At 39.1% G+C, this 25,664-nt stretch carries 17 protein-coding genes; 7 read left to right on the forward strand and 10 right to left on the reverse strand.

All coding sequences use genetic code 11. From position 1 onward, the window contains the following. The first annotated feature begins 508 nt into the window (after window positions 1–508). On the forward strand, window positions 509–9,601 hold the full coding sequence (locus PPBDW_RS07325; protein ID WP_054262007.1) for a retention module-containing protein: 9,093 nt from the start codon (window positions 509–511) through the stop codon (window positions 9,599–9,601). Between the two features lie 360 nt (window positions 9,602–9,961). After that, window positions 9,962–10,318 carry a hypothetical protein gene (locus tag PPBDW_RS07330; protein WP_036794435.1) on the forward strand — a complete coding sequence of 119 codons (357 nt, stop codon included), beginning with the start codon at window positions 9,962–9,964 and terminating at the stop codon, window positions 10,316–10,318. A gap of 128 nt (window positions 10,319–10,446) precedes the next feature. Here the strand turns inward: PPBDW_RS07330 and PPBDW_RS07335 are convergent, their stop codons facing one another. The 5 genes from PPBDW_RS07335 to PPBDW_RS07355 form a co-directional block, all read right to left on the reverse strand. Then, window positions 10,447–11,019 carry a DUF2913 family protein gene (locus PPBDW_RS07335; RefSeq protein ID WP_036794438.1) on the reverse strand — a complete coding sequence of 191 codons (573 nt, stop codon included), beginning with the start codon at window positions 11,017–11,019 and terminating at the stop codon, window positions 10,447–10,449. A 216-nt stretch (window positions 11,020–11,235) separates the two neighbouring features. Continuing rightward, window positions 11,236–12,129 (reverse strand): protein translocase subunit SecF, encoded by an 894-nt coding sequence (gene secF / locus PPBDW_RS07340; RefSeq protein ID WP_036794441.1) that lies wholly within the window; start codon window positions 12,127–12,129, stop codon window positions 11,236–11,238. A gap of 11 nt (window positions 12,130–12,140) precedes the next feature. Further along, a complete protein-coding gene (gene secD / locus PPBDW_RS07345; RefSeq protein WP_036794443.1) occupies window positions 12,141–13,955 on the reverse strand; it encodes a protein translocase subunit SecD in 1,815 nt (604 codons plus the stop codon). A gap of 1 nt (window position 13,956) precedes the next feature. Beyond that, window positions 13,957–14,634 carry a DedA family protein gene (locus PPBDW_RS07350; protein ID WP_036794444.1) on the reverse strand — a complete coding sequence of 226 codons (678 nt, stop codon included), beginning with the start codon at window positions 14,632–14,634 and terminating at the stop codon, window positions 13,957–13,959. A gap of 57 nt (window positions 14,635–14,691) precedes the next feature. Continuing rightward, window positions 14,692–15,069: a hypothetical protein gene (locus PPBDW_RS07355; RefSeq protein WP_036794445.1), complete on the reverse strand. Its 378-nt coding sequence runs from the start codon at window positions 15,067–15,069 to the stop codon at window positions 14,692–14,694. Window positions 15,070–15,239: 170 nt separating this feature from the next. Between PPBDW_RS07355 and PPBDW_RS07360 the strand changes: the two genes are divergently transcribed. Beyond that, complete coding sequence (locus tag PPBDW_RS07360) at window positions 15,240–16,019, forward strand: AraC family transcriptional regulator (protein ID WP_036794446.1); 780 nt, start codon at window positions 15,240–15,242, stop codon at window positions 16,017–16,019. 5 nt (window positions 16,020–16,024) lie between these two features. On the opposite strand, the gene PPBDW_RS07365 is transcribed toward PPBDW_RS07360, so the two are convergent. Together PPBDW_RS07365 and PPBDW_RS07370 are read right to left on the reverse strand one after the other, a co-directional pair. After that, the gene (locus PPBDW_RS07365) at window positions 16,025–17,269 is read right to left on the reverse strand and encodes a cysteine desulfurase-like protein (protein WP_036794447.1); all 1,245 of its coding nucleotides are present in this window, start codon (window positions 17,267–17,269) and stop codon (window positions 16,025–16,027) included. Next, window positions 17,259–17,909, reverse strand: a complete 651-nt coding sequence (locus PPBDW_RS07370; protein WP_080888949.1) for a 2OG-Fe dioxygenase family protein — start codon at window positions 17,907–17,909, stop codon at window positions 17,259–17,261. Before PPBDW_RS07370 ends, PPBDW_RS07365 begins: the two co-directional genes overlap by 11 nt. Window positions 17,910–18,450: 541 nt before the next feature. On the opposite strand from PPBDW_RS07370, the gene PPBDW_RS07375 reads away from it, so the two are divergent. Continuing rightward, window positions 18,451–19,833 carry a lytic polysaccharide monooxygenase gene (locus PPBDW_RS07375; RefSeq protein WP_036794449.1) on the forward strand — a complete coding sequence of 461 codons (1,383 nt, stop codon included), beginning with the start codon at window positions 18,451–18,453 and terminating at the stop codon, window positions 19,831–19,833. Window positions 19,834–19,891: 58 nt separating this feature from the next. Here PPBDW_RS07375 and PPBDW_RS07380 read toward each other — a convergent pair whose 3' ends face one another. Continuing rightward, window positions 19,892–20,374: a hypothetical protein gene (locus PPBDW_RS07380; protein ID WP_036794450.1), complete on the reverse strand. Its 483-nt coding sequence runs from the start codon at window positions 20,372–20,374 to the stop codon at window positions 19,892–19,894. Window positions 20,375–20,384: 10 nt separating this feature from the next. Continuing rightward, entirely contained in the window at window positions 20,385–21,479 is a 1,095-nt protein-coding gene (locus PPBDW_RS07385; protein WP_230850387.1) for a cytochrome-c peroxidase, read from the reverse strand. 256 nt (window positions 21,480–21,735) lie between these two features. Between PPBDW_RS07385 and PPBDW_RS07390 the strand changes: the two genes are divergently transcribed. Further along, window positions 21,736–22,332 carry a sugar O-acetyltransferase gene (locus PPBDW_RS07390; RefSeq protein ID WP_036794453.1) on the forward strand — a complete coding sequence of 199 codons (597 nt, stop codon included), beginning with the start codon at window positions 21,736–21,738 and terminating at the stop codon, window positions 22,330–22,332. 59 nt (window positions 22,333–22,391) lie between these two features. Here the strand turns inward: PPBDW_RS07390 and PPBDW_RS07395 are convergent, their stop codons facing one another. Then, window positions 22,392–22,619: a hypothetical protein gene (locus PPBDW_RS07395; protein ID WP_036794454.1), complete on the reverse strand. Its 228-nt coding sequence runs from the start codon at window positions 22,617–22,619 to the stop codon at window positions 22,392–22,394. A gap of 647 nt (window positions 22,620–23,266) precedes the next feature. Between PPBDW_RS07395 and PPBDW_RS07400 the strand changes: the two genes are divergently transcribed. Further along, window positions 23,267–24,670, forward strand: a complete 1,404-nt coding sequence (locus PPBDW_RS07400; protein ID WP_036794455.1) for an NfeD family protein — start codon at window positions 23,267–23,269, stop codon at window positions 24,668–24,670. Between the two features lie 56 nt (window positions 24,671–24,726). Beyond that, on the forward strand, window positions 24,727–25,509 hold the full coding sequence (locus PPBDW_RS07405) for a slipin family protein (protein WP_036794458.1): 783 nt from the start codon (window positions 24,727–24,729) through the stop codon (window positions 25,507–25,509). The last annotated feature ends 155 nt before the right edge of the window (window positions 25,510–25,664 follow it).

The following is a 25,664-nucleotide window of genomic DNA, read 5'->3' on the forward strand; positions in this document are numbered from 1 at the left end:
CTATCCACTGGTTGTATCATCATTTTTAGAGGCGTTTATTAACTGACATTTACTTTGAAGTTCATTGCAGGGGTTTTTATATTAGAAATTATTGAAAGTATCTTAGTAATTACTGCGTTAGTATTAGTATGGTTAGATACTTAACACTGACCAATAAGTGAGTTACTTTTGTTTAATAAATTCCCTTTTTGTTATTTGTAATGGCTTTAAAGTTTTCAATAGATAATTAAGCGTAGAGCCTTTGTATATAATAATCGCTATTAAGGAAGGAGTAATACCTTGCAACTAACGGTTGAAATATTATTCAAAGCGGTGGAATTTATAAATTATTACATATCAATGTGTTGTTCTGAAAAAAATTGATAATAATCTCTTAGAGCGTTGACGTATAGTTGTTTTTTCTATTTAATTCTCTTTTAGAATATACCGCGTCAATAATGCGTTATCGCAATAATTTAAATAGTGATGAGATAAATATTATCCATTACATATCAGAGGTTGGATGTTTATGGCTGAAATTAAAAATGATAATATTAGTGAGTTAAAGATTATTAATGGTACATGTTTTGTTATTAAAAATAACAAAGAGATTATATCTATTAATAGTAACCACCAACTCCAATCTGATGAAATTATTGTAGCTAATAGTAATACTAAAATTATTTTTGTTAAGGATGGTATTGAGCAAGTTATTGAACAACCTGTACCTACTTGTTCTACTGTATCTCTTAATGGGATAAAAACGGTCGATTTAAATAATAGTATTCATTTCAATGAACAAGGTATTAAAAATGCAAATTTTTCTGCCGATGATATTAGTACTATTCATAACATTATTTTAGCAGGACAGGATCCAACTAAGTTATTTGAAGCAACTGCAATGGGTAATGAATTCGCTCCTAGAGCAGGACATGAGGGGAATCAGAGTTCTTCTTCTGCCCAAAGTTTTGTAGGTATTGATTACGATAATGACGCGTTATTAGCAAAGGCTGGTTTTGACACTGCTTATGAGCCAGAGATAAAAAAGGACCATATTGACGAAAGTAGTCGGATTGATCACTCTGAATTATCAGCTGATATTCATATAGTCTCAATTGCTGGCGATGATTTTATTAATGATGCAGAGTCACACACAAAAGTGCCAGTTACAGGTACGGTGGGTGGCGATGTAAAAGCGGGCGATACGGTTACTGTTTCTGTAGACGGTAAAGAGATTGGTCAGGCGACAGTGGAAAGTCATAACGGTAAACTGACGTGGACTGCAGAGGTTGACGGCAGTGTGTTGTCTAATGCTAACAAAGACAGTGTAACAGCTACCGTAACAACCACGGATGAAGCTGGCCATAGCGCTACAGCAACAAATAATCATACTTATCAAATTGATACTGACATTACCGCCCATATTTATATTGCGTCTGTTGCCACCGATGATAACGTCACCGGTCCTGACTCAGAGCATACTCAGTCTATTATTGGTACGGTCAGTGGTGATGTAAAAGCGGGTGATATTGTTACTGTGACGCTGGATGGTCAGCAGTTAGGCACCGCAGAAGTGCAAGCGGATAAGTCATGGCATTTGTCTGTTGATGGTAAGACATTATTAGATGCCAAAGCCGATAACGTGACTGCAACCGTGACAGCGACTGATGCTGCAGGTAACAGTCAAACAGCAACGGATCATCACGATTACAGCGTTGATGTTAGCGCGACCATTGATATTGATCCTATCACTGGCGATAACATTATTACTCAGCAAGAAGGTCATCAGCAGAATATTACCATCACAGGTACTGTGGGCGGCCAAGTACAAGTTGGCGATCAGGTTGTGGTTACCGTTAATGGTACTGACTACAACACCAAAGTTGAAGCGGGTAATAAGTGGTCAGTGAATGTCACGGGCAGTGACGTACTGCACGCCCATGAAGCTACTGCAACCGTCACTACCTCATACAGCTCTCATAATGCCACTGCAAGCAGTGATGAAAATTATCAGGTTGAAATCAACGCGGGTGTGACCATTGATCATATCGGTGGTGATGATGTGATCAACAATGCAGAGTCACACACAAAAGTGCCTGTTACCGGTACAGTAGGTGGTGATGTAAAAGCGGGTGATACGGTTACTGTTTCTGTAGACGGTAAAGAGATTGGTCAGGCGACAGTAGAAAGTCACAACGGCAAACTGACGTGGACCGCAGAGGTTGACGGCAGTGCGTTGTCGAGTGCTAACAAAGACAGTGTTACCGCCACCGTAACGACGAAAGATGAAGCTGGTCACAGTGCAACGGCGACAGATAATCACGATTATCAAGTTGATACCACTATTCATGCTGATATCACGATCACTTCGATTGCCACCGATGATAACGTCACAGGCCCTGACTCAGAGCATACTCAGGCTATTATTGGTACGGTCAGTGGTGATGTAAAAGCGGGTGACATTGTCACTGTGACGCTGGATGGTCAGCAGCTAGGCACCGCAGAAGTGCAAGCGGATAAATCATGGCGCTTGTCTGTTGATGGCAAGACATTATTAGATGCCAAAGCTGATAACGTCACTGCAACCGTGACAGCGACAGATGCTGCGGGTAACAGTCAAACAGCAACGGATCATCATGATTACAGCGTTGATGTTAACGCAACCATTGATATTGATCCTATCACGGGTGATAACCATATTACTCAGCAAGAAGGTCATCAGCAGAATATTACCATCACAGGTACTGTGGGCGGTCAGGTTCAAGAAGGTGATATCGTCAAGGTCACTCTGGGTGATCACCATTATGAAACCAAAGTTGAAGCGGGTAACAAGTGGTCAGTGAATGTCACGGGCAGTGATGTACTGCACGCCCATGAAGCTACCGCAACCGTCACTACCTCATACAGTTCTCATAATAAAACCGTAAGCAGCGATGAAAACTATCAGGTTGAAATCAACGCGGGTGTGACCATTGATCATATCGGTGGTGATGATGTGATCAACAGTGCAGAGTCACACACAAAAGTGCCTGTTACCGGTACGGTAGGTGGCGATGTAAAAGCGGGCGATACGGTTACTGTTTCTGTTGACGGTAAAGAGATTGGTCATGCGACAGTAGAAAGTCACAACGGTAAACTGACGTGGACCGCAGAGGTTGACGGCAGTGTGTTGTCGAATGCTAACAAAGACAGTGTTACCGCCACCGTAACGACGAAAGATGAAGCTGGTCACAGTGCAACGGCGACAGATAATCATGATTATCAAGTTGATACTGAGATTACGGCTCATATCACGATCACTTCGATTGCAACGGATGATAACATCACCGGCCCTGACTCAGAGCATACTCAGGCTATTATTGGTACGGTCAGTGATGATGTAAAAGCGGGTGATATTGTTACTGTGACGCTGGATGGTCAGCAGCTAGGCACCGCAGAAGTGCAAGCGGATAAGTCATGGAGTTTGTCTGTTGATGGCAAGACATTATTAGATGCCAAAGCCGATAACGTGACTGCAACCGTGACAGCGACTGATGCTGCGGGTAATCACGCCAGTGATACAGATACGCATAACTACAGCGTTGATGTTAGTGCGACCATTGATATTAATCCTATCACTGGCGATAACATCATTACTCAGCAAGAAGGTCATCAGCAGAATATTACCATCACAGGTACTGTGGGCGGCCAAGTACAAGTTGGCGATCAGGTTGTGGTTACCGTTAATGGTACTGACTACAACACCAAAGTTGAAGCGGGTAATAAGTGGTCAGTGAATGTCACGGGCAGTGATGTACTGTACGCCCATGAAGCTACTGCAACCGTCACTACGTCATACAGTTCTCATAATGCCACTGCAAGCAGTGATGAAAATTATCAGGTTGAAATCAACGCGGGTGTGACCATTGATCATATCGGTGGTGATGATGTGATCAACAATGCAGAGTCACACACAAAAGTGCCTGTTACGGGTACAGTAGGTGGTGATGTAAAAGCGGGCGATACGGTTACTGTTTCTGTAGACGGTAAAGAGATTGGTCAGGCGACAGTGGAAAGTCACAACGGTAAACTGACGTGGACCGCAGAGGTTGACGGCAGTGTGTTGTCGAGTGCTAATAAAGACAGTGTTACCGCCACCGTAACGACGAAAGATGAAGCTGGTCACAGTGCAACGGCGACAGATAATCATGATTATCAAGTTGATACTGAGATTACGGCTCATATCACGATCACTTCGATTGCCACCGATGATAACGTCACTGGCCCTGACTCAGAGCATACTCAGTCTATTATTGGTACGGTCAGTGGTGATGTAAAAGCGGGTGATATTGTTACTGTGACGCTGGATGGTCAGCAGTTAGGCACCGCAGAAGTGCAAGCGGATAAGTCATGGCATTTGTCTGTTGATGGCAGGACATTATTAGATGCCAAAGCCGATAACGTCACAGCATCTGTGGCGATAACCGATGCTGCAGGTAATCACGCCAGTGATACAGATACGCATAACTACAGCGTTGATGTTAGTGCGACCATTGATATTGATCCTATCACTGGCGATAACATCATTACTCAGCAAGAAGGTCATCAGCAGAATATTACCATCACAGGTACTGTGGGCGGCCAAGTACAAGTTGGCGATCAGGTTGTGGTTACCGTTAATGGTACTGACTACAACACCAAAGTTGAAGCGGGTAATAAGTGGTCAGTGAATGTCACGGGCAGTGATGTACTGCACGCCCATGAAGCTACTGCAACCGTCACTACCTCATACAGTTCTCATAATGCCACTGCAAGCAGTGATGAAAATTATCAGGTTGAAATCAACGCGGGTGTGACTATTGATAGCATCGGTGGTGATGATGTGATCAACAATGCAGAGTCACACACAAAAGTGCCTGTTACCGGTACAGTAGGTGGTGATGTAAAAGCGGGTGATACGGTTACTGTTTCTGTAGACGGTAAAGAGATTGGTCAGGCGACAGTGGAAAGTCATAACGGTAAACTGACGTGGACTGCAGAGGTTGACGGCAGTGCGTTGTCGAGTGCTAATAAAGACAGTGTTACCGCCACCGTAACGACGAAAGATGAAGCTGGTCACAGTGCAACGGCGACAGATAATCATGATTATCAAGTTGATACTGAGATTACGGCTCATATCACGATCACTTCGATTGCCACCGATGATAACATCACCGGCCCTGACTCAGAGCATACTCAGGCGATTATTGGTACGGTCAGTGGTGATGTAAAAGCGGGTGACATTGTTACTGTGACGCTGGATGGTCAGCAGTTAGGCACCGCAGAAGTGCAAGCGGATAAGTCATGGAGTTTGTCTGTTGATGGCAAGATATTATTAGATGCCAAAGCCGATAACGTCACAGCATCTGTGGCGATAACTGATGCTGCAGGTAATCACGCCAGTGATACAGATACACATAATTACACTGTTGATGTTAGTGCGACCATTGATATTGATCCTATCACTGGCGATAACATCATTACTCAGCAAGAAGGTCATCAGCAGAATATTACCATCACAGGTACTGTGGGCGGTCAGGTTCAAGAAGGTGATATCGTCAAGGTCACTCTAGGTGGGCACCATTATGAAACCAAAGTTGAAGCGGGTAATAAGTGGTCAGTGAATGTCACGGGCAGTGATGTACTGCACGCCCATGAAGCTACTGCAACCGTCACTACCTCATACAGTTCTCATAATGCCACTGCAAGCAGTGATGAAAATTATCAGGTTGAAATCAACGCGGGTGTGACTATTGATAGCATCGGTGGTGATGATGTGATCAACAATGCAGAGTCACACACAAAAGTGCCTGTTACCGGTACAGTAGGTGGTGATGTAAAAGCGGGTGATACGGTTACTGTTTCTGTAGACGGTAAAGAGATTGGTCAGGCGACAGTAGAAAGTCATAACGGTAAACTGACGTGGACCGCAGAGGTTGACGGCAGTGTGTTGTCAGGTGCTAACAAAGACAGTGTTACCGCCACCGTAATGACGAAAGATGAAGCTGGTCACAGTGCAACGGCGACAGATAATCACGATTATCAAGTTGATACCACTATTCATGCTGATATCACGATCACTTCGATTGCCACCGATGATAACGTTACTGGTCCTGACTCAGAGCATACTCAGGCTATTGTTGGTACAGTCAGTGGTGATGTAAAAGCGGGTGATATTGTTACTGTGACGCTGGATGGTCAGCAGTTAGGCACCGCAGAAGTGCAAGCGGATAAGTCATGGCATTTGTCTGTTGATGGCAGGACATTATTAGATGCCAAAGCCGATAACGTCACAGCATCTGTGGCGATAACCGATGCTGCAGGTAATCACGCCAGTGATACAGATACACATAATTACACTGTTGATGTTAGTGCGACCATTGATATTGATCCTATCACTGGCGATAACATCATTACTCAGCAAGAAGGTCATCAGCAGAATATTACCATCACAGGTACTGTGGGCGGTCAGGTTCAAGAAGGTGATATCGTCAAGGTCACTCTAGGTGGGCACCATTATGAAACCAAAGTTGAAGCGGGTAATAAGTGGTCAGTGAATGTCACGGGCAGTGATGTACTGCACGCCCATGAAGCTACTGCAACCGTCACTACCTCATACAGTTCTCATAATGCCACTGCAAGCAGTGATGAAAATTATCAGGTTGAAATCAACGCGGGTGTGACTATTGATAGCATCGGTGGTGATAATGTGATCAACAATGCAGAGTCACACACAAAAGTACCTGTTACCGGTACAGTAGGTGGTGATGTAAAAGCGGGTGATACGGTTACTGTTTCTGTAGACGGTAAAGAGATTGGTCAGGCGACAGTAGAAAGTCATAACGGTAAACTGACGTGGAGCGCAGAGGTTGACGGCAGTGTGTTGTCGAGTGCTAACAAAGACAGTGTTACCGCCACCGTAATGACGAAAGATGAAGCTGGTCACAGTGCAACGGCGACAGATAATCACGATTATCAAGTTGATACTGAGATTACGGCTCATATCACGATCACTTCGATTGCAACGGATGATAACGTCACCGGCCCTGACTCAGAGCATACTCAGGCTATTATTGGTACGGTCAGTGGTGATGTAAAAGCGGGTGACATTGTTACTGTGACGCTGGATGGTCAGCAGTTAGGCACCGCAGAAGTGCAAGCGGATAAGTCATGGAGTTTGTCTGTTGATGGCAAGATATTACTAGATGCCAAAGCCGATAACGTGACAGCATCTGTGGCGATAACCGATGCTGCAGGTAATCACGCCAGTGATACAGATACACATAATTACACTGTTGATGTTAGTGCGACCATTGATATTGATCCTATCACGGGTGATAACATCATTACTCAGCAAGAAGGTCACCAAAAGAGTATTGATATTACTGGTACAGTAGGTGGACAAGCACGTGCAGGGGATGTTGTTACATTAACAATTAATAATACAAATTATGTTACTCATGTTAATAAAGATCTGAGTTGGAGTGTTGCGGTAGCTGGGACGAATGTTCTGCACGCAGATCAAGCTGTAGTAAGCGTTACGACATCTTATAGTTCTCATAATGCGACAGTAGAAACGAATGAACCATATAAAGTAGATATTGGCGCATTAGTGACTATTGATTCTATTGCTGAAGATAATATTGTTACTCAAGCAGAAGGTAAGAGTACGGTAGCAATTAAAGGTTCTGTTGGTGGTGATGTAAAAGATGGCGATACTGTAACATTAACCATCGATGGCCAGCATTTTACTGGCGAAGCAAAAGATGGACACTACCAGATTAATGTTGATGGTAATGCTTTATTAAAAGACAGTGATCGTATTGTAGATGCGTCAGTAACAACTACTGATGGGGCTAGCCATACAGCGTCAGATACAGCCGAACAAAGTTATCAGATTGATGGTTCTGTTATTCAAGGTGATAATGGTGACAACATAATTAATGGTACGGTTGGTAGTGATTTATTAATTGGTGATCTTGTACCTGTAGAAGTGGAACCAAAGCCAACTAACGTAAATTTTGTTATCGATACATCAGGTAGTATGTATTTTGGCCGTTTATTAACATTAGACGCAGTACATGGACATAAAGCCGATTCATATCGAATATATGTTAGTGATAATTCAGAATTAACTGCCGCAGATGGTACTCGTATCGCCAGTACTCAAGGTTGGGTAACTGTAACGTATGATCAACTTAAAGCGGGCTTACAATATGATGCTGGTAATTATGATGATATCTATATTAAATCAGCAGATGGTCAAGATTTTAGCAATCCGTTTTTATCGTTACCTTCAATATTTGATATGACAAAGCAGGCATATGAGACGTTAACAAATAGTATTCTTGATAGTACTGATAATAAAAGTTTATTAGAGTTTAATATTGTGACATTCAGTAATTCTGTTCAGGGAAATGAATCGTTTCATTATGATGCAAAAACACATGAATATGTGAATAGTAAAAATGTATCAATAGATACTTATATTAGCAGTCTTCATGCTGGCGGTGGTACTCAATTTGAAGGTGCCTTAAAAGATGCAAGCGCACATATTACTGATAGCACAAAAAGAAATATTATTTACTTTTTAAGTGACGGTAAAGATGAGGATTCTTTTCATCCAAATGGAATACATTTTTTACCCAATACAGAAATAGTTTCTATTGCTGTTGGTCCTTCAGGTGATGGAAAACAAGTCAATGAAATTGCTCAAATGGGTTCTGGGTATGATCATAATGATCCGACAGCACCAAGCTATTCTAAAGTTATTACTAACGCGAATGAATTAAATGATGCCTTCCATAACATAGGTCAGCATTTTGTCCCTGGAAGTGACACTATCACTGGTAGTGATGATAATGATGTGCTCGTTGGTGACGCTTTAAATATTCAGTGGATGTATGACGATAAAATTCTTGATAGTAAATTTCAACATGACCACGGTAAAGATCAACCCGCTGACCAGCTTAAGCAGTATTTAGCTGATGAACACCATAATGGTGACGTCAGTAAGGTTCTTACCTCAGATCTAAACCACTTTGTTGCTGACCATTTAGAAAAGTTTGGTAATAATGAATATGGCGGTAATGATAATCTAAATGGCGGTAAGGGTGATGATATTCTAATTGGTGATGGTGGTAATGATCACCTTATCGGTGGGTTGGGTAATGATATCTTAACTGGTGGCAGTGGTAATGACTGGTTAGATGGTGGTCTTGGTAGTGATATCTTGATGGGAGGAACAGGTAAAGATGTATTTAGTTGGAGTCAAGATTCATTAGCAGCTAAAGATTCGACTAATAATCAACCTATTGACCATATTAAGGATTTTTCAGTTGGTGAAGATAAAATAGATTTGACTGATATTCTTGATAATAGTAATAAAACAACAATAGATGATTTGTTAAAGCACGTTTCAGCTGAGATTAAAGACGTCGATCATGACAATAAAATGGATGTACAGCTGTCGATTCATAACGCTGATGATTCGATGCATACACTCGTTGTATTGGATAACTTTGCTGCTCATTCAGATTTAACGGGTATTACAACCTCAAATGATATTATTCAGCATTTATTTAATGATCATGTATTTAAATAATAGGGTTCTGTCATAAGAGGAGCTAAGTTTGCATATAAAGGCTGAATTGTTACAGATGTTTTAATTCATGATGTAACAGTTATTTTTAGGCTCTGTGATTTAGATGTCACAGAGTCTAATATTTTCATTAATGGTATTAGTCGAACCTGATTAGAATCTTAGATGGTTTTGTTTTTTAATTAAGCTGTTGATTTTATTTGTTTTCTGTGTATTATATTTGACAAGGTGTTACTTTAATTTTACTGTGAAATTGGAACATTGTTATCGGTTATTTTATGGAAAATAATAAATAGAATTTAGCTGTCATCGCTTGGTCGTTAAGTCGATATAATAAAAAAAACAGTTAAATAAGGTGATAACATGTTAAATAATTCAATGATTGCATTGATGGTTAATTTTATTGATCTACAATCAGACCAAAACATTATTCCAGCTAGAAAATATATTACAGCTGATAGCTTATCTTATTTACCGCGTGTTGGTGATGTTTTGACTGCTGAAATTGATATTGATACTCAATTACCAGTATCTCTTGCAATTAATGATGCTCAATTTTTTAATGGCAGTCATGAGCAGCCACAAATACCAGCCAAATGTTATGTAGTAAAACAAATAGCAAAAAAACTAATGGTTAATGACGCATGTGATAATATTGATTATCTATTAGAAGAAGTGTCTTTTGTTGCAGCAAGAGATGTTTTTTTAGCAAACCAATAAAGTAATTATGTCTACTATCAATAAGGTAATGGCTTTTCTTATCATTATTAATTTGAAATATTCATTACCAATGAGTAAGTCAGAAGGGCTAACTCATTGGTATTGTTAAGTTACAAGGATGTTTAACTTTAGAGTCTAAAGAGCTCAACGCGAAGGTGAATTTCATCTTCATATGCAATTACAGATTGGAAATACCCACTTTGATCAATTGCAGCAGAAAAAATATCTTTATGCTCAATACTGCCAATAAATAAAACCTGAGTTGATTTAATCATCAGCCCATCATCATCAAAACTTGATGTTAAATCTTCATCGACTACACATACCAACACTTTACCAAAGCGTGCTTTAAGATTGATATTATGCGCTAACGAATATTGCACTTTGGTATGTAGTTGCGACTCGACGTCTTCAATAAGCTCAACAAAACGGTAAAGATCCGTTGAACTGGTTTGCAGAATACGTTCTCGATCATTATTAAGTATAGATTCTAGGTTGGCACCTGCTTTTCTACCGCGTAATAACCAGCTTTTAGTCGATTTTTTAACTGTACGGTATCTATTATCTTTTAGGATGTGCTTTAGATACTGAACAAGTAGGTTATTTTGTTCTATTTGTGTTAGTCGTTTATCAAGTTTTTTAAACTCTAGATGTAGTAGAGCGTTAGTACTTATATCAAGTAATTGTTGAGACTGATTCATTGGTGTACCGAGTTGGAGCGGGTTAGATAATAATATCATACTATTACTGGCGTAAGATAATAGTTAATACGTTAATTATAAATTGCAGAATTTAGCGTAATAATTTTTATATTAAGTGACATTACTCCAATAATTTTTTTGTATTTTTGAGTCAATGACAGCGAAGAATTAGAAAGGGATAATAATATTATCCCTTTGTCGTAGACATTACGTTGGTTAAGGTAATTCGTCGATTAAATCAGGTTTAGGTTGATAATGCTGAGGGTGTAATCCAAGCAACTCTTGAACTGTTGATGCAATCGTGACTGATGACCATGTACCCGTTACCACGCCTGCAAATAAAGTAATAGAGAATCCATAAAGCGCTTCGCCACCTAATAAAAGTAAACAACCAATTGTAAACAATGTCGTACCTGCTGTGATTAAAGTTCGAGTAAAAGTTGCTGATACTGCAATATCCGTACTAGTGAAGATATTAGTATCAGGCTTTGCTCGTAATACATCACGTAAACGATCAGCAATAACTATTGAATCATTAAGTGAGTAGCCAATAACGGCTAATAAGCCTGCAACCACATTAAGATCCATCTCTACTTCTAGAAAAGCCAATAAACCAAGAGTTATAATTGTATCGTGAATAAGCGATGCAATGGCTGCTAATGATAAACGCCATTCAAAACGTATGGTTAAATAAAGCATGATAGAAAGTGATGCAACCAGCAGAGCTAACCCACCTTGATGATAAAGTTCCTCGCCAACTTGTGGGCCAATAACGGTTGCCTGTAGTAAATTAACCGGAAGGTTTAGCTGTTGAGCTAATAGGCTAATGATTTGTTGAGGATCCGTAATGGTTGATTTTGCAGGCAAAGCTAGTTGCCAAATCCCTTGCGCTGCATCTGCCGTTATCGTAGCCCATGAACCAGAGAGTTGTGCTTGAAGTTCTGCCGCTGTTGCTAAGGTTTGTATAGAGACATCAATAATAATTCCACCCGTAAAATCGATTCCCAATTTTAGTCCGTAGTGGCTAATACTTAAAATACTGGCAGTAACGAGTAGTAATGAGCAGCCAAGACCGAAATAACGTAATTGTGTTAATGTACGAAATAGCATAATTATTATCCTTAAATCTTGATGGCACGACGATTATCGCGGCCCCATAATGGGTTGATGATGGCACGTGTTCCCCATATGCCGCAGACCATGCTAGAAATTAAGCCTAAAATCAGTGTGGTAGCAAAGCCTTGTAATGGCCCAGATCCAATACTGTAAAGACAAATAGCAGAAATTAATGTGGTTATATTCGCATCAAAAATTGTTGTAAATGCGGAACGATAGCCAAAATCAATGGATGTTGCTAATGATGCTCCTTCACGTAATCGGTCTCGAATACGTTCAAAAATAAGCACATTAGTATCGACGGCCATACCTACAGTTAGCACTAAACCTGCAATACCAGGTAAGGTTAATACAGCACCAGGTAAGAGTACCAACAGACCAATTTGCATGATTAGATTCGCGGATAATCCGACAATAGCGACCCAGCCAAAACGTCGATACCAGCAGATTAAAAAGATAGCCATACCAGCCATACCTAATGCTAATGCACTGAATCCAGCTCGAATATTTTCAGCACCTAATGTTGGTCCTATGGCGCGTTCTTCAACAATTTGAATTGGGGCAGTTAAAGCTCCTGAACGTAACAGTAGGGCAATTTCTTGCGCTTCTGTAATAGTGTCTAAACCTGTTATACGAAAGCTATTACCTAACGTACTTTGAATCGTTGCAACATTAATAACTTGATCATGAGGAACTAATTTATTGATATTATTTAGTTTATATTCGGTATAAACAGTAGCCATAGGTTGGCCAATATGTTGACGGCTAAATGTTGTCATTTTATCGCCACCGATACCATCAAGACGAATGTCAACTTGTGGTCGCCCCATTTCATCATTGCTACTGTTGGCATTAATGATGTGATCACCTGAAAGTACAGCTTGGCGAACTAGCCGTACAGGGACATCATTTCGGTCAAGAATAGTGAGTGCGCCGGCAGCATTTGCTTCATAAAAGGCTAATGACGCTGTAGCACCTATTACTGACTTTGCTTGCTTAGGATCATGTACGCCAGGTAATTCAATTCGAATATGATCACGACCTTGACGTTGAACACTGGCTTCAACAATGCCTAATTCACCAATACGATTGCGTAAAATGGACATATTTTGTGCCATAGCTGATTGGGCTAAAGAAAGACGCTCATCATCAGTTATTGCTAGCTTTATTTGATTGCCATTATCAATAAGTTGCCATTGATGGGTATAAGTTTGTAACAACGTTTGCATGCTGTGATTAAGATCAGAAGTATTAGTATTAATTACTATATTGGTTGACGCAGTTTTACGAACAGTAATACCACGTAGTTTATCTTCACGTAATGTACGCCGTATTTCATTAACCATTGCATCTGTGTGTTTTGTATATACAGCATCCAGATCAACAAAAAGTAATAATTGCACCCCCCCGCGTAAATCGAGTCCAAGTTTTACAGAGTCAGCCCCAAAAGTAGCAAACCAAGCGGGTGCTGCGGATTGATATTGCACTGTAATATCCGCTTTTGTTGCGATGGCATCTGTTAATGCTAATTTTGCACGTTGTTGGTTATCAATATCCTCAAATGTAACAATGATAGTGCCATCATTTATAGCAACATCAACCGTCGGAATATATTCAGCTGCTAAAATGCTTTTGATATTAGTTAAAGAGACGTGCTCTCCTTTTTTAGGGTGTATGCCTAGTGCGGGAATATCACCGTAAAAGGTTGGGATTGCTTGTAGAAATAAGCTAATTAGCATCAGTAATAAAAGCGCATATTTCCACTTACTGAGTCGGTTTAGTGGTGCTATTCGATTCTTTTTATTCGATATTATCGTCATCTTACATATCCTTATGTAGTGGATTTATCACGAGTATTGTTTTATTTAAACGCCAAATAATGGCAGTTATAAGAGCAATACCTAAGGTTACAAAAGGTGCAATCATTAACCCAATAGTCACGATACGATTAAATGGATCGGGAAGAATAGGTAATAGCCACCCAAGCCCAGAAAGAATTCCCACCCATAAACAAGCACTTATCCATGAGAAATAATGAAATTGTGCTATTTTTTGTGATCGAATTCCCATCATCATTGGGAGAACAGAGCGTACACAAGGAATAAAACGTGCTGCAAAGAGGGCAATTAGGCCATGCCGAATTAATAAAGTGTCAGCCGTATCGAGACCTTTTTGAGGAACTTTATTTAGCCATGAGGTAGCCAGAGGCAGTTTATTCAGCCATTGCCCTTGTAAATAGGCGAGCCAACTACCAAATGATGCTGCTAAAATGAGCAGTGGAAAGATGATTAGTGGATGTAGTACACCAATAGCAGTGAGCGTTCCAACCAAAACGACAATACTGTCACAAGGTAGAGGGGCTGCTGGCAAAAAAGCACTTTCTAATAAAATAAACAGCGTGACGATAATATAAATTACAATGGCGCTACCCGGCGTGAGTAGTGCATCAAAATCCTGACGCCAAAGGGCAACCAGTATTTCCTGGATTGTTTCAAACATAGTTTTCTCCAATATACCAACATATAGAAATAGAACGTTATTGAGGTATAAAAGGGATTATCTGCGACTATGAATAAATCGAAATTGGAGGTTCGCATCTTGCCAGCCAGCAAGACGATGGCTACTAAATGTAAGGTAGTGAGGGGCTATATATTTTAAATTAGAAAATAGACCAAGCAACATGGCAATAGTGAGCAACAAAATTGGCCATGATTGTGGATCTTTAGTTGGGGGTTGTGCTTCAAGTGAATTTATTCTAGATGTTGCATGACGCTGAATAAGAATATCTATTGAAGCATCAGGAGCACGATCTTGGCTTGCTTCTGTAAACGAATGTTGAGAAAAGCCGAGCTCAACCACACTCGCGACATTACAAAAAAGTAATACCGTAAGTAAAGTGATAAAAAAAGATAAGCGCCCGGTTGTCTTTTGCAATCTAATATTCCATTAGTAATTCTCGATTATTTTTACTTTAATAACAAAAAAAAGCAATGTTTCTTTTGTTATTAAAAGTCAACGATAGCGGTATTAATGAATCGCTATTGATTGTTGCGTTGTTAGCTCAGCTAGGTATATTGGTCTGAAAAACAATAAAAGAGTACCTAATGGAATACCATTCTTTTGATCCTCACTTTGATTCTGATGCATTTCCACAAAAAGCGATTGCTTATATGCTGAATGGCATTGATCAAGAAAGTGAAACCCCAATGCATCAACATAAAAAATGTCAGTTGGTAATGCCATTAAGTGGATTTGTTACTTGTAAAATTGCTGATGCGATATGGATGATGCCTGCAAATTGTGCAGTATGGGTACCAACAGATACCCCTCATAGTGTACGTGTCTCACCAGATGCCCAAGTCTGTAATTTGTTTATTGACTCAACAGTTAAAGGTTTGCCAGAGCAAGCTGCAATGATATCAATTTCGCCATTATTGCGTGAGCTTATTACATATTTGTGTCATGTCGATCATCAACAGCAGCAACAACAAACAACAGTACGGTTAGCCGATGTGTTAATTGATCAATTGATTGTAATGCCAACACAACATTTCGACTTTCCAATCCCAACGGAGCCAAGACTGCAAAAAATTGCAGAACAGCTATTAGATAACCCAGCTGATCGTAGTACTGTGGGTGAGTGGGCGACTAAATATGCAATGAGTGAGCGAACATTAAGTCGCTTAGTTAAACAAGAAATGGGTTTATCATTTGCACGTTGGCGCTCACAATTGCATCTAGTACTAGCATTTAAAAAATTATCGGACGGTATGCCAGTACAACTAATTGCTGATGATTTAGGTTATGAGTCGGTGAGTGCTTTTATTACTTTTTTTAAAAAGAAATTAGGTACTACGCCAAAGCAATATTTAAAACAAATGTAACTGTTTTATTTTGGGGTTAAGAAACAATCGAGCATGCTAAACAAAGTATCGATTTCATTAAAAGTATTATAATGCATGCATCCGATACGTATCACGCCACCTTTATTAAGCAGATTTAATTGTTCGCATAATCCTTGTGCATAGAAATGGCCGTGCCAGATACAGATGTTGTGTTTAGCAAGATAGGCTGCCACTTCGGCAGGTTCTACATTGTTAATACGTATTGCAAAAGTAGGTGTACGTTGGTGATGATGATTTAAGCCAAATAATTTGACGTTGCTATAGCGATTTAAACGAGAAAGGAAATACTGACTGAGTGTACCTTCATAGATTTGATAATATTTAAAACTACGGCTTAAATGTTGCCGAAGAGATAATGATTGCTCGTCTAAATTACGGCTGTAATCTGCTAAATAATTGACTGCGGCAATAAATCCAGCCAAGGCTTCAAAATTTTGCGTTCCAGTTTCAAAACGAGCGGGTCCATTATTGGGAGCAGGCTCGACCTTATAAGGACGTAATGTCTGGATCCATTGGGGAGCGATATAAGCAATACCCAGATGAGGACCAAAAAACTTGTAGGCAGAACAAACTAAAAAGTCACAATCTAATTCTTGGACATCAATTAAACAATGTGGCGCATAATGTACAGCATCAACATACACTTGTGCTTCTATAGCATGAGCAGCGCTAATTATACGCTTCATATCAATTAGTGACCCTGTCACGTTTGAGGCGTAAGTGACAGCGACCAGTTTAGTCCGCGAATTGAGTAGTGAGCTAAAGTGGTCATAATCTAAATCACAATTAGTATCATCTAAGCGTACTTGATGTACGATCACTCCTTTATCTTCGGCTGCTTGTTGCCAACTTGATACATTTGAATAATGATCGAGGGCAGTTACAATAATTTCATCCCCAGCTTGCCAATCACGACTAATAATACGACTTAGTTGAAACGTTAAGCTGGTCATATTAGCACCAAAAACCATATTATTGATTGATGGTGCATTAACGAACGCCTGCGCCACTTCACGAGCATTCGCCATTAATGATGTGGTTGCAGTACTTGAGAAAAAAGCACCGCCTAAGTTTGAATTAAAATGGCTTAAATAGTGACTCATTGCATCTAAAACTGATTGAGGAACTTGTGAGCCTCCGGGACCATCAAAGAAACATACAGGTTGTTTATTTATGTATCGATTTAGTGCTGGAAATAATAACCGCTTAGTAAAGGGATCAAACGCCATGCTGGATCTCCTTGGTCGTTAATACAAATACATCCCAGTATCCTTGTTGATGTTTCTTGATCGCCTTAATAGGGTGAGCGTTATGCCATAAAATATCATCAGCTAATATTGCCATTTCACCATGTTGCAATGTTGTACAAAGAAAAGGTGATGCTGTTTTATCTTTATATACTAAAAATTCCCCGCCTTTAATATTGTGACGATCAATCCCAATTACAGCAATATGTTCAAAGCCATCCTGATGGATACCTTCAGGAGATGCTGGAACTTCACTATCGAGGGTGGCAATACGCATCTGGTGAATTTCAATCGGTTGATCATCAGGTAAGGTATTTGCACGTTGAAATAATTTGCACATTTCTAACATCCCACCGCAATGAATAAGCTCATCGTCTAAAGCCTCAAAATGGCGTACAACATTGCCTTGAAAATGATTAATATCATTAGATTGGACAAAATCTGTTGAAGGTAAAGGTTCTATCTTACCGTTATGAATACGGATAATAGAATAACGACGTAAACGGTACTCTCCGTCAGCGTGAGAAGTGTGAGGCAAATATTTGAATGAAGGGGCAAGCTCATTAACCGCATGATCACTAAGTTGGGTAAGCTGTAAACTACACATTAATGGCGTATTCATCATACCTCTCCTATATATTCGGTACTTATAATTAGAGTTAGCTAAAAAACCAAATATTACAAATTTAATCGACTATATATTCAGTCGTATTGATGTATACGATATTTAATAGCTAAAAATAAACTTTGAGTAATATTTTTCACTGCCAGTAAGGGTGGGGTTAGTAGTAATAGAATAGGGAGATAATATATACATTTTGGGTTAAAAAAATCACATTTATATTTATCAACAATGCTTTAAACTGATTGTAAAATAAGCATAAAAATCATGATAGTTATATATGTGACTGTATTGACTCAAAGCAAAATAGTACATTTGTAACAAGATATTTCTTTTATTTGCCAGCTAAAGTTTTATTTTCTTATATATCATATACTTATTGCTACTATAAGTTTTGTTTATATTTGGTGTGTAAAAATCCATTTCTTAACGGCATGATTTGTTAGGTATATTCACTACACAAATATGAAAGCAATGGCATCGTTATTATCTATATGCTCACAATGGATAGACGGTGTTTTTATAAATAAAAGAGATAAACATGCCTTTAAAATTAAAAAAACTATCATTAGCGATTGCGCTTATTGCAACTAACCTTGCAGCAGCTGGTGCTGTAAGTGCACATGGTTGGGCTGACTTTCCGCCATCACGTACTGAAATTTGTGATCGTGACGGTGGCTATTGGCAGGATAAAATTCCTAATGCGGCATGTCAGGCACTTTGGGATAAATCAAATGCTCATCCTTTTACTCAAAAGAATGAAAATGCTGCAAACACTGAAGATTACTACAACATCGAAGAAGTAAAAAAACAAGTTGTTGATGGTCTGTTATGTTCTGGTGGCGATGAGAAAAAAGCGGGTCTAGATATTCCACATAATGAATGGCAGAAAACAGAAGTTACTGTTGATGCTAACGGCGAGTTTGATTTTAAATGGGTTGCAACAGCAACACATAATCCATCATTCTGGCAGTTCTATATTACTAAGCCGGGTTACAATAAGTCACAGCCGTTAACGTGGGATGATTTAGATCTTGTTGATGAAGTAAGCGACGTTGCGCCATCAACAGATACAGTACCAGCTTCATATAATTTCAAAGTTAAATTACCGAAAGATCGCGTAGGTGATGATGTTATCCTTTACTCTCGCTGGCAGCGTATTGATCCAGCCGGTGAAGGTTTCTACAACTGTAGTGACATTACAATTAAGCAAGGTAATGGTGATATTACTCCACCACCACCAGTTGTAGGCGGTGATTTACACGCAATTCCAGGTTTCTTTGTTAAGCCTGGCTTTACACCTGTTGCTGGCGATACAGTTCGTTTTCGTCTAATGGCACCAGGTACTGGCGCTGAAGTTTTAGACGAGCGTTTAGTGATCACTACTGCTAACCAAGCAACATGGGCACAAACATTAGCAGAGCAAGTAAACGCATTAGCAGACGATAAACTATTTATTGGTGTTTGGAATCAAGCCGCAACTAAGTACGAATTCAATGCTGATAATATTTATGCTAACCAAGTATGGGTAGAAGGTGAGAATTATGGCTTTGCATTAAGTATTTTTAAAGCGCTTGAGCCATTGCCACCACCAGTTGTTGATCCTGAATTACCAGAACCTGAATTACCAGAAGGTAGCTGGAGCAAGGCTGCAACTTATGTTGCTGATGATGTAGTTACACATGATGGTAAAACGTGGAAAGCTGGTTGGTGGACGAAAGGTGAACAACCTGGCGTTGCAAACGTGTGGACACAAGTACTAGCTGAAGGTGAAACACCTGCTGTTTCAGCTTGGTCTGCGGCTAAAACATACAATGAAAATGACGTAGCAATTCATGACGGCATTAGCTGGAAAGCACACTGGCATACAGTTGGTGAAGAACCAGGTACAACAGGTGAGTGGGGCGTATGGCGCAAGCTGTAATCCTTAACCTGTAGAGATATAACTAAGGCCTGCATTCGTGCAGGCCTTTTTGTATTTGCTATTCTTTAACGATACGTAAGCTGATTAATTGATTTGGCTTACCTTGTAGTTCAACTAAATAACTGCCCCATTCATGGGTATTTACATGATGCAAAGCTAGATTTTGTTCAAGACAATACTTATTCGTAATGTATTGACCATTAATATCAGCTCCTTTGATGGTTATTTTTACATCTGGGTTGACGGCAAAAACCATTTTTTCGTTCCATTCTTTAATCGCTAACTGAATATACGCTTGTCCTTTAGCGTTGAGGGTTAGTGAGTAACCCAATGTTTTGTCAAATATTTGCTCTAACTGCATTGCTTCTTCTGCAGTATTCGACGTTGGTTGATTGACGGGTATCACATCACATGTTGCTTTATATGGTGTAATAAAATAGGTGTTGCGACCTTGAATTTCAGCGTCAGAAGGGATTTGTGGTGCTGCAATTGCAGGATAGCTAGCAGCAATAGTGAGCAAAGCCGACAGTGTTTTTTTCATGGTAATATTCTTATTGTTGAAGTGGAAAAGCTGTAATGCAATTAGGTGGATCTTGTTTAGTTTTTAGTGGAATAATTTGGCAAAAGGGTGATTGATGAGCTGGATCTTTACTCATATCACGGGTATTTAAACTTGAAAAAAAGGCGAGTAATGCCTGTTTTTCAGTAGTCGTTAGTGTAAAGCCTTGTAACCTTTGATCTTTATTAGGATGTTTACGGCCATCACCTTTATTTGGGCCAATATTGATAATACGCCCACCAGCAGCATAACTATCAAGTACTGCTTCAAGACGATTAAAACTACCATCGTGTCCCCATGGCCCAGTATTTATCACATTGATCAGTGACGGAATGCGAAATTTACCATCATCGTTTTTTTGTTGGGTAAATTGTCGTAATCCAACTTCATGCTGTGGGTAGCCATATTCATCTGAATTATTTGTGATGCCATAGAGTCCAGTATTGTAATAGACGGTCTTACTGGCTTTCGGTTGGTTTAATAATGGTCCAGCATGACATTGAGAACAATTAAGTCGTTGACTGGTAAATAGTGCTAGTCCTTGTTGCTGTTGCTCATTAAGTGCCGTTTTATCGCCATCAATAAAAGCTTGATAAGCTGTATTGGTGTCTCTAATGGTTGCTACATAATTGCTTAATGCGTCAATGACTTTAGGTGTACTCAACGTGTTGTCACCAAAACTAGCTTTAAAAAGAGGTTGATATAACGTGTCTGCTTGTTGTAGCCGTGTTAGTAGTAATGCATCTGTCATCCCCATTTCTGGTGGATGTAATGAAAAAAGCGGTAATTTAATGGTGTCAGTGAGCGTGGTTAAATTTGGCTGACGTTGCATGAATGTCGTTAGCTGCGCGCTATTAAGTAATGACGGTGTATTGAGGGTGGTAGGACTGTTATTGATATCTGGCACTTTAGCAAAGCGGTTAGTCCAGCCTAAATCCGGCGCATGGCATAAAGCGCAACTACGATTTCCCGTTTTGGATAGTCGATTATCATTGAAAAGATAACGCCCAAGTGTGATTTTTGCTGCTTGTTGAATTTCATTCGTTGTCTTTGTCGCTGCATATACTGCTGGCGATATGATAAGCATGGAGCTTAATAATAAAACTGAAACTGTGTGGAATATAACACGCATGGTTAAGATTAAAAGCTAGCTCAAAGAGGTCGTAATTGTAATTGAGAACGACTAGTTTAGCATGTGATTTTATGTATCAAGTTGCAACAATAAAGGCTGAAAAGTAATTGAGTGACCAGTGTCTATTTTTGGTGTAAATCATTGCTTTATCATTAGATGAATTAAAAAAATCTATGATACTTTTACTTTATAAATATCAAGGTGATAAAGAATGAAAGTCAATCCAGAAGATAAATTACATAGTCAAAAAGTGTATGCATGTGATGAGGCATTAGCAGTACAACAATTAGCGTGTTTGGAAGTGCTTTATGATTTTAATCATACGCGTCCTTCAGAAATATCAAAACGTGCAGAACTTATGCAGCAGTTGTTTGCTGAAGTCGGTAAGGGGTGTTATATCGAGCCGCCATTGCATGCTAATTGGGGTAAGCATACTCACTTTGGTTGCGATGTATATGTGAATTTTAATTTAACCTTGGTTGATGATACCCATATTTATATTGGCAATAATGTCATGATTGGTCCTAATGTCACTATCGCAACTGCCGGACACCCAATAGATCCACTATTACGACAACAGGTAACACAATTTAATATTCCAGTGACAATTGGTAATAATGTTTGGATTGGCGCAAACAGTGTTATTTTACCCGGTGTTTCTATTGGTGATAATACCGTCATAGGAGCCGGGAGTATCGTAACAAAAAATATTCCAAGTAATATGGTCGCAATGGGAAACCCGTGTAAGGTTACTCGTGAAATAAGTGATCATGATAAAGTTTATTTTTATAAAAATCGCAGGTATTAAATTATTTAATACCACGCATAAATATAAATTGAAATTTTGTAAATATAAAGTAAATAGTGTTATTGAACAGATGTAATTATCTCTTGAATTTTTTGGTAAATATCAGAAGAGTTACCTGTTAATATTGCTTCTTTATGGTTGTTTTCATCTAGAATTTTCACTTTTTCTAATGTTATATGTTGTTGTTCCTTACGAATTTGTAATCGTTCTTGCAATAGCGACTGGCTCATTACTATATTTGCTTTAAAAACAGCACGATAAACACCATTTAGAGGCATATTGCTCATAACTAAATTCCTTTGATATCTGTGGTTATAAGGAGATGCCTTATTAATGTTTTGTTAGAACCATTGAATTGTAGACAACTACAATCAATATTTAAAGGGTTATAAGAAAAATAATAATAATTATATGTTATTGGAAGTTTAGGATTAAATTTAATATAAGATATGGAAATATATAAAATGAACTCATTATTATTATATATTATTTTCTTATTAAATTTATATATAACGAGAGTTTGTTTTTATTACGCATTCTAAATCAAATCGAACAAAAATATTTTTATATAATAAAGTCGTTTGTTATTAATGTGGGTAATAAATATAGATAGCTATCTGGTTAATATTACGGTTGGTTAAATTTGTAGCAAATCGTATTGTTTATTTTCACCTTATTAGTATTTTATAAAACACCAGTCATTTTAGATATATTTTTTGTGATTTTTAGTATAACTGCCTGGTAGAGTAATATGGAGTGCTGTTAAGCTTTTACTATTTAGTTGGCGAGGGGGAATGTTAATTAAGTGTTGTTTTAGCATTGTTGAGAAATCATAGTTGTATCTATAGCAGTATAGTTAAGGTGGAACCTAATAATACTCACAATAAGTATTGGGTTAGGTTAATCACACCCTATGCTTGTAATAGGTGAATTCATGAATATATTTATTCGACTGTTATTGTTTATTATCGCATTACATACATTTCCTGTATTTGGGCAACAAGTTTGGGTTATTAATATTAAAGGTGGAATTGGTCCAGCTGTCAGTGATTATGTCACACGAGAAATAACTGAAGCACAAAAAAATAATGCGGCGATGATTATTTTAGAGATGGATACTCCCGGTGGCCTAGACACTTCTATGCGACAAATTATTCAAGCTATAACTGTATCTACTGTACCTGTTGCCACTTGGGTCGGGCCATCAGGTGCACGTGCTGCGAGTGCTGGAACTTATATTTTATTTGCAAGCCATATTGCAACGATGGCACCTGGCACTAATCTTGGTGCCGCAACCCCAGTATCACTTGGTGGTGGAAAACCCAAGAGTAATCCATTCTCCTCTGAAAAAGAGGATAAACCACAGCCATCTTCTGAAAGCCCACCGTCACCCAAAGACAAAGCACCGTCAGATATAGCAGAAGAAGCAGCTAAAGCCGTACCAGCTTCAAATAAAACCTCAATGGAAAAGAAAGTGATTAATGATGCAGCTGCTTATATTCAAAGTTTAGCCAAATTACATGGACGTAATGCGCAGTGGGCAGAGAAAGCGGTGCGGCAAGCTGCGAGTCTTGATGCAGAGCAGGCACTAAAACAGAATGTTATCGATTTTATAGCTAACGATATCAATCAGGTTGTTAAACAGTCAAATAACACCATGGTGAAACTCAATGGGGTTGAGACTCCTGTTGAATTAAATAATGTGACTTTTGTTGAGCGAGAACAGGATTGGCGGTTTAAATTACTTTCGGTTCTGACTAATCCTAATGTCGCTTATATTTTAATGCTGCTGGGAATGTATGGTCTGTTATTGGAGTTTTATAGTCCAGGCGTTGGTCTTGCTGGCGTATTAGGTGGGATCTGTTTAGTGCTAGCGATGTACTCATTACAAATGCTGCCGATTAGTTATGCCGGCTTAGCGTTGCTTGTACTTGGCATCATGTTAATGGTAGCAGAAGCCTTTAGCCCGAGTTTTGGTGTTTTAGGCTTAGGTGGCATTGTTGCTTTTGTCGTTGGGTCGATCATGCTAATGGATACAGATTTGCCTGGTTATCAAATAGCTGCTCCTTTAATTGCAGGGTTTACGATTGTATCAGTTGTTTTCTTTTTCGTTATTGTGACGTTACTTCTCAAATCACGCCGACGGCCTGTTACTACAGGGGTTCAAATATTGATTGGCACCCAAGCTGAAGTCGTTGATTGCAGTAAAGCCGATGGGCAATATCGAGTATTAGTTAATGGTGAAGTATGGCAAGCCAAAGGGCCACAGAGCCTAAAACAAGGTGATAAGGTGACAGTAACCAATGTGCAGGGCTTATGGCTAGAAATAGAAGTCTAGTAACAAGGTAATACTATGCGGTGTCACTTCAGCATACCGCTACTAGAGGAGCATTTATGTTGATTTATTCGCTGGTGACAGTAACTGTATTGGTCATTGCTCTTGTGATCAGTATGTTTAAAATTCTCAGAGAATATGAACGAGCAGTCGTATTTTTACTGGGACGTTTTTATGAAGTAAAAGGGCCGGGATTAGTTATCATTGTTCCGATTGTGCAGCAAATAGTACGAGTAGATTTACGTACTATTGTGCTTGATGTACCAACTCAAGATTTAATCACTCGTGATAATGTATCGGTGAAAGTGAATGCTGTCGTATATTTTAGAGTAGTTGATCCTAAAATGGCGATCATTAATGTAGAGAATTATTTAGAGGCAACCAGTCAATTATCACAGACCACATTACGTTCTGTATTAGGTCAACATGAACTTGATGAATTATTATCTGAGCGTGAGGAGCTTAATCGAGGTTTACAAGGGATTCTTGATCAACATACTGATAATTGGGGTATTAAAATTGCCAATGTTGAAATAAAACATGTTGATTTAGATGAGAGTATGGTGCGTGCTCTGGCGAGACAGGCGGAAGCTGAACGATCACGTCGAGCAAAAGTAATTCATGCAACAGGTGAATTAGAGGCGTCAGCGAAGCTTCAACAAGCAGCCGTAGAATTGAATAAAGCACCTAATGCACTGCAGTTACGTTATCTTCAAACTTTAACTGAAATTGCTAATGAACGAACGTCGACAATTGTATTTCCATTACCGATTAACTTAATTGAAAAACTCTCTGAGGTTGATGGACTCGCCAACTTGATTAAAAGCGAGAATAACAAGTAAGGTAACTTGCCAATCAGAGTCACTTATTTTTGTATTACTCGATTGTTGGTAAGCGTTAGTGTCTTAGTAACAATTGAACCAATGTTTTTTATTGGACATCAAGCAATAATAATATTGCGTTTTTGGGTGCCTTCTTCATCAATAAACAGGACTAT

This window comes from Photobacterium kishitanii, assembly GCF_000613045.3.
GTDB lineage: Bacteria > Pseudomonadota > Gammaproteobacteria > Enterobacterales > Vibrionaceae > Photobacterium > Photobacterium kishitanii.

Excerpts from the sequence above, each read along its gene's own strand:
- PPBDW_RS07325 (WP_054262007.1), top strand. The coding sequence starts at position 509 with ATGGCTGAAATTAAAAATGATAATATTAGTGAGTTAAAGATTATTAAT.
- PPBDW_RS07330 (WP_036794435.1), top strand. The coding sequence starts at position 9,962 with ATGTTAAATAATTCAATGATTGCATTGATGGTTAATTTTATTGATCTA.
- PPBDW_RS07335 (WP_036794438.1), bottom strand. The coding sequence starts at position 11,019 with ATGAATCAGTCTCAACAATTACTTGATATAAGTACTAACGCTCTACTA.
- secF (WP_036794441.1), bottom strand. The coding sequence starts at position 12,129 with ATGCTATTTCGTACATTAACACAATTACGTTATTTCGGTCTTGGCTGC.
- secD (WP_036794443.1), bottom strand. The coding sequence starts at position 13,955 with ATGACGATAATATCGAATAAAAAGAATCGAATAGCACCACTAAACCGA.
- PPBDW_RS07350 (WP_036794444.1), bottom strand. The coding sequence starts at position 14,634 with ATGTTTGAAACAATCCAGGAAATACTGGTTGCCCTTTGGCGTCAGGAT.
- PPBDW_RS07360 (WP_036794446.1), top strand. The coding sequence starts at position 15,240 with ATGGAATACCATTCTTTTGATCCTCACTTTGATTCTGATGCATTTCCA.
- PPBDW_RS07365 (WP_036794447.1), bottom strand. The coding sequence starts at position 17,269 with ATGGCGTTTGATCCCTTTACTAAGCGGTTATTATTTCCAGCACTAAAT.
- PPBDW_RS07370 (WP_080888949.1), bottom strand. The coding sequence starts at position 17,909 with ATGAATACGCCATTAATGTGTAGTTTACAGCTTACCCAACTTAGTGAT.
- PPBDW_RS07375 (WP_036794449.1), top strand. The coding sequence starts at position 18,451 with ATGCCTTTAAAATTAAAAAAACTATCATTAGCGATTGCGCTTATTGCA.
- PPBDW_RS07380 (WP_036794450.1), bottom strand. The coding sequence starts at position 20,374 with ATGAAAAAAACACTGTCGGCTTTGCTCACTATTGCTGCTAGCTATCCT.
- PPBDW_RS07385 (WP_230850387.1), bottom strand. The coding sequence starts at position 21,479 with ATGCTTATCATATCGCCAGCAGTATATGCAGCGACAAAGACAACGAAT.
- PPBDW_RS07390 (WP_036794453.1), top strand. The coding sequence starts at position 21,736 with ATGAAAGTCAATCCAGAAGATAAATTACATAGTCAAAAAGTGTATGCA.
- PPBDW_RS07395 (WP_036794454.1), bottom strand. The coding sequence starts at position 22,619 with ATGAGCAATATGCCTCTAAATGGTGTTTATCGTGCTGTTTTTAAAGCA.
- PPBDW_RS07400 (WP_036794455.1), top strand. The coding sequence starts at position 23,267 with ATGAATATATTTATTCGACTGTTATTGTTTATTATCGCATTACATACA.
- PPBDW_RS07405 (WP_036794458.1), top strand. The coding sequence starts at position 24,727 with ATGTTGATTTATTCGCTGGTGACAGTAACTGTATTGGTCATTGCTCTT.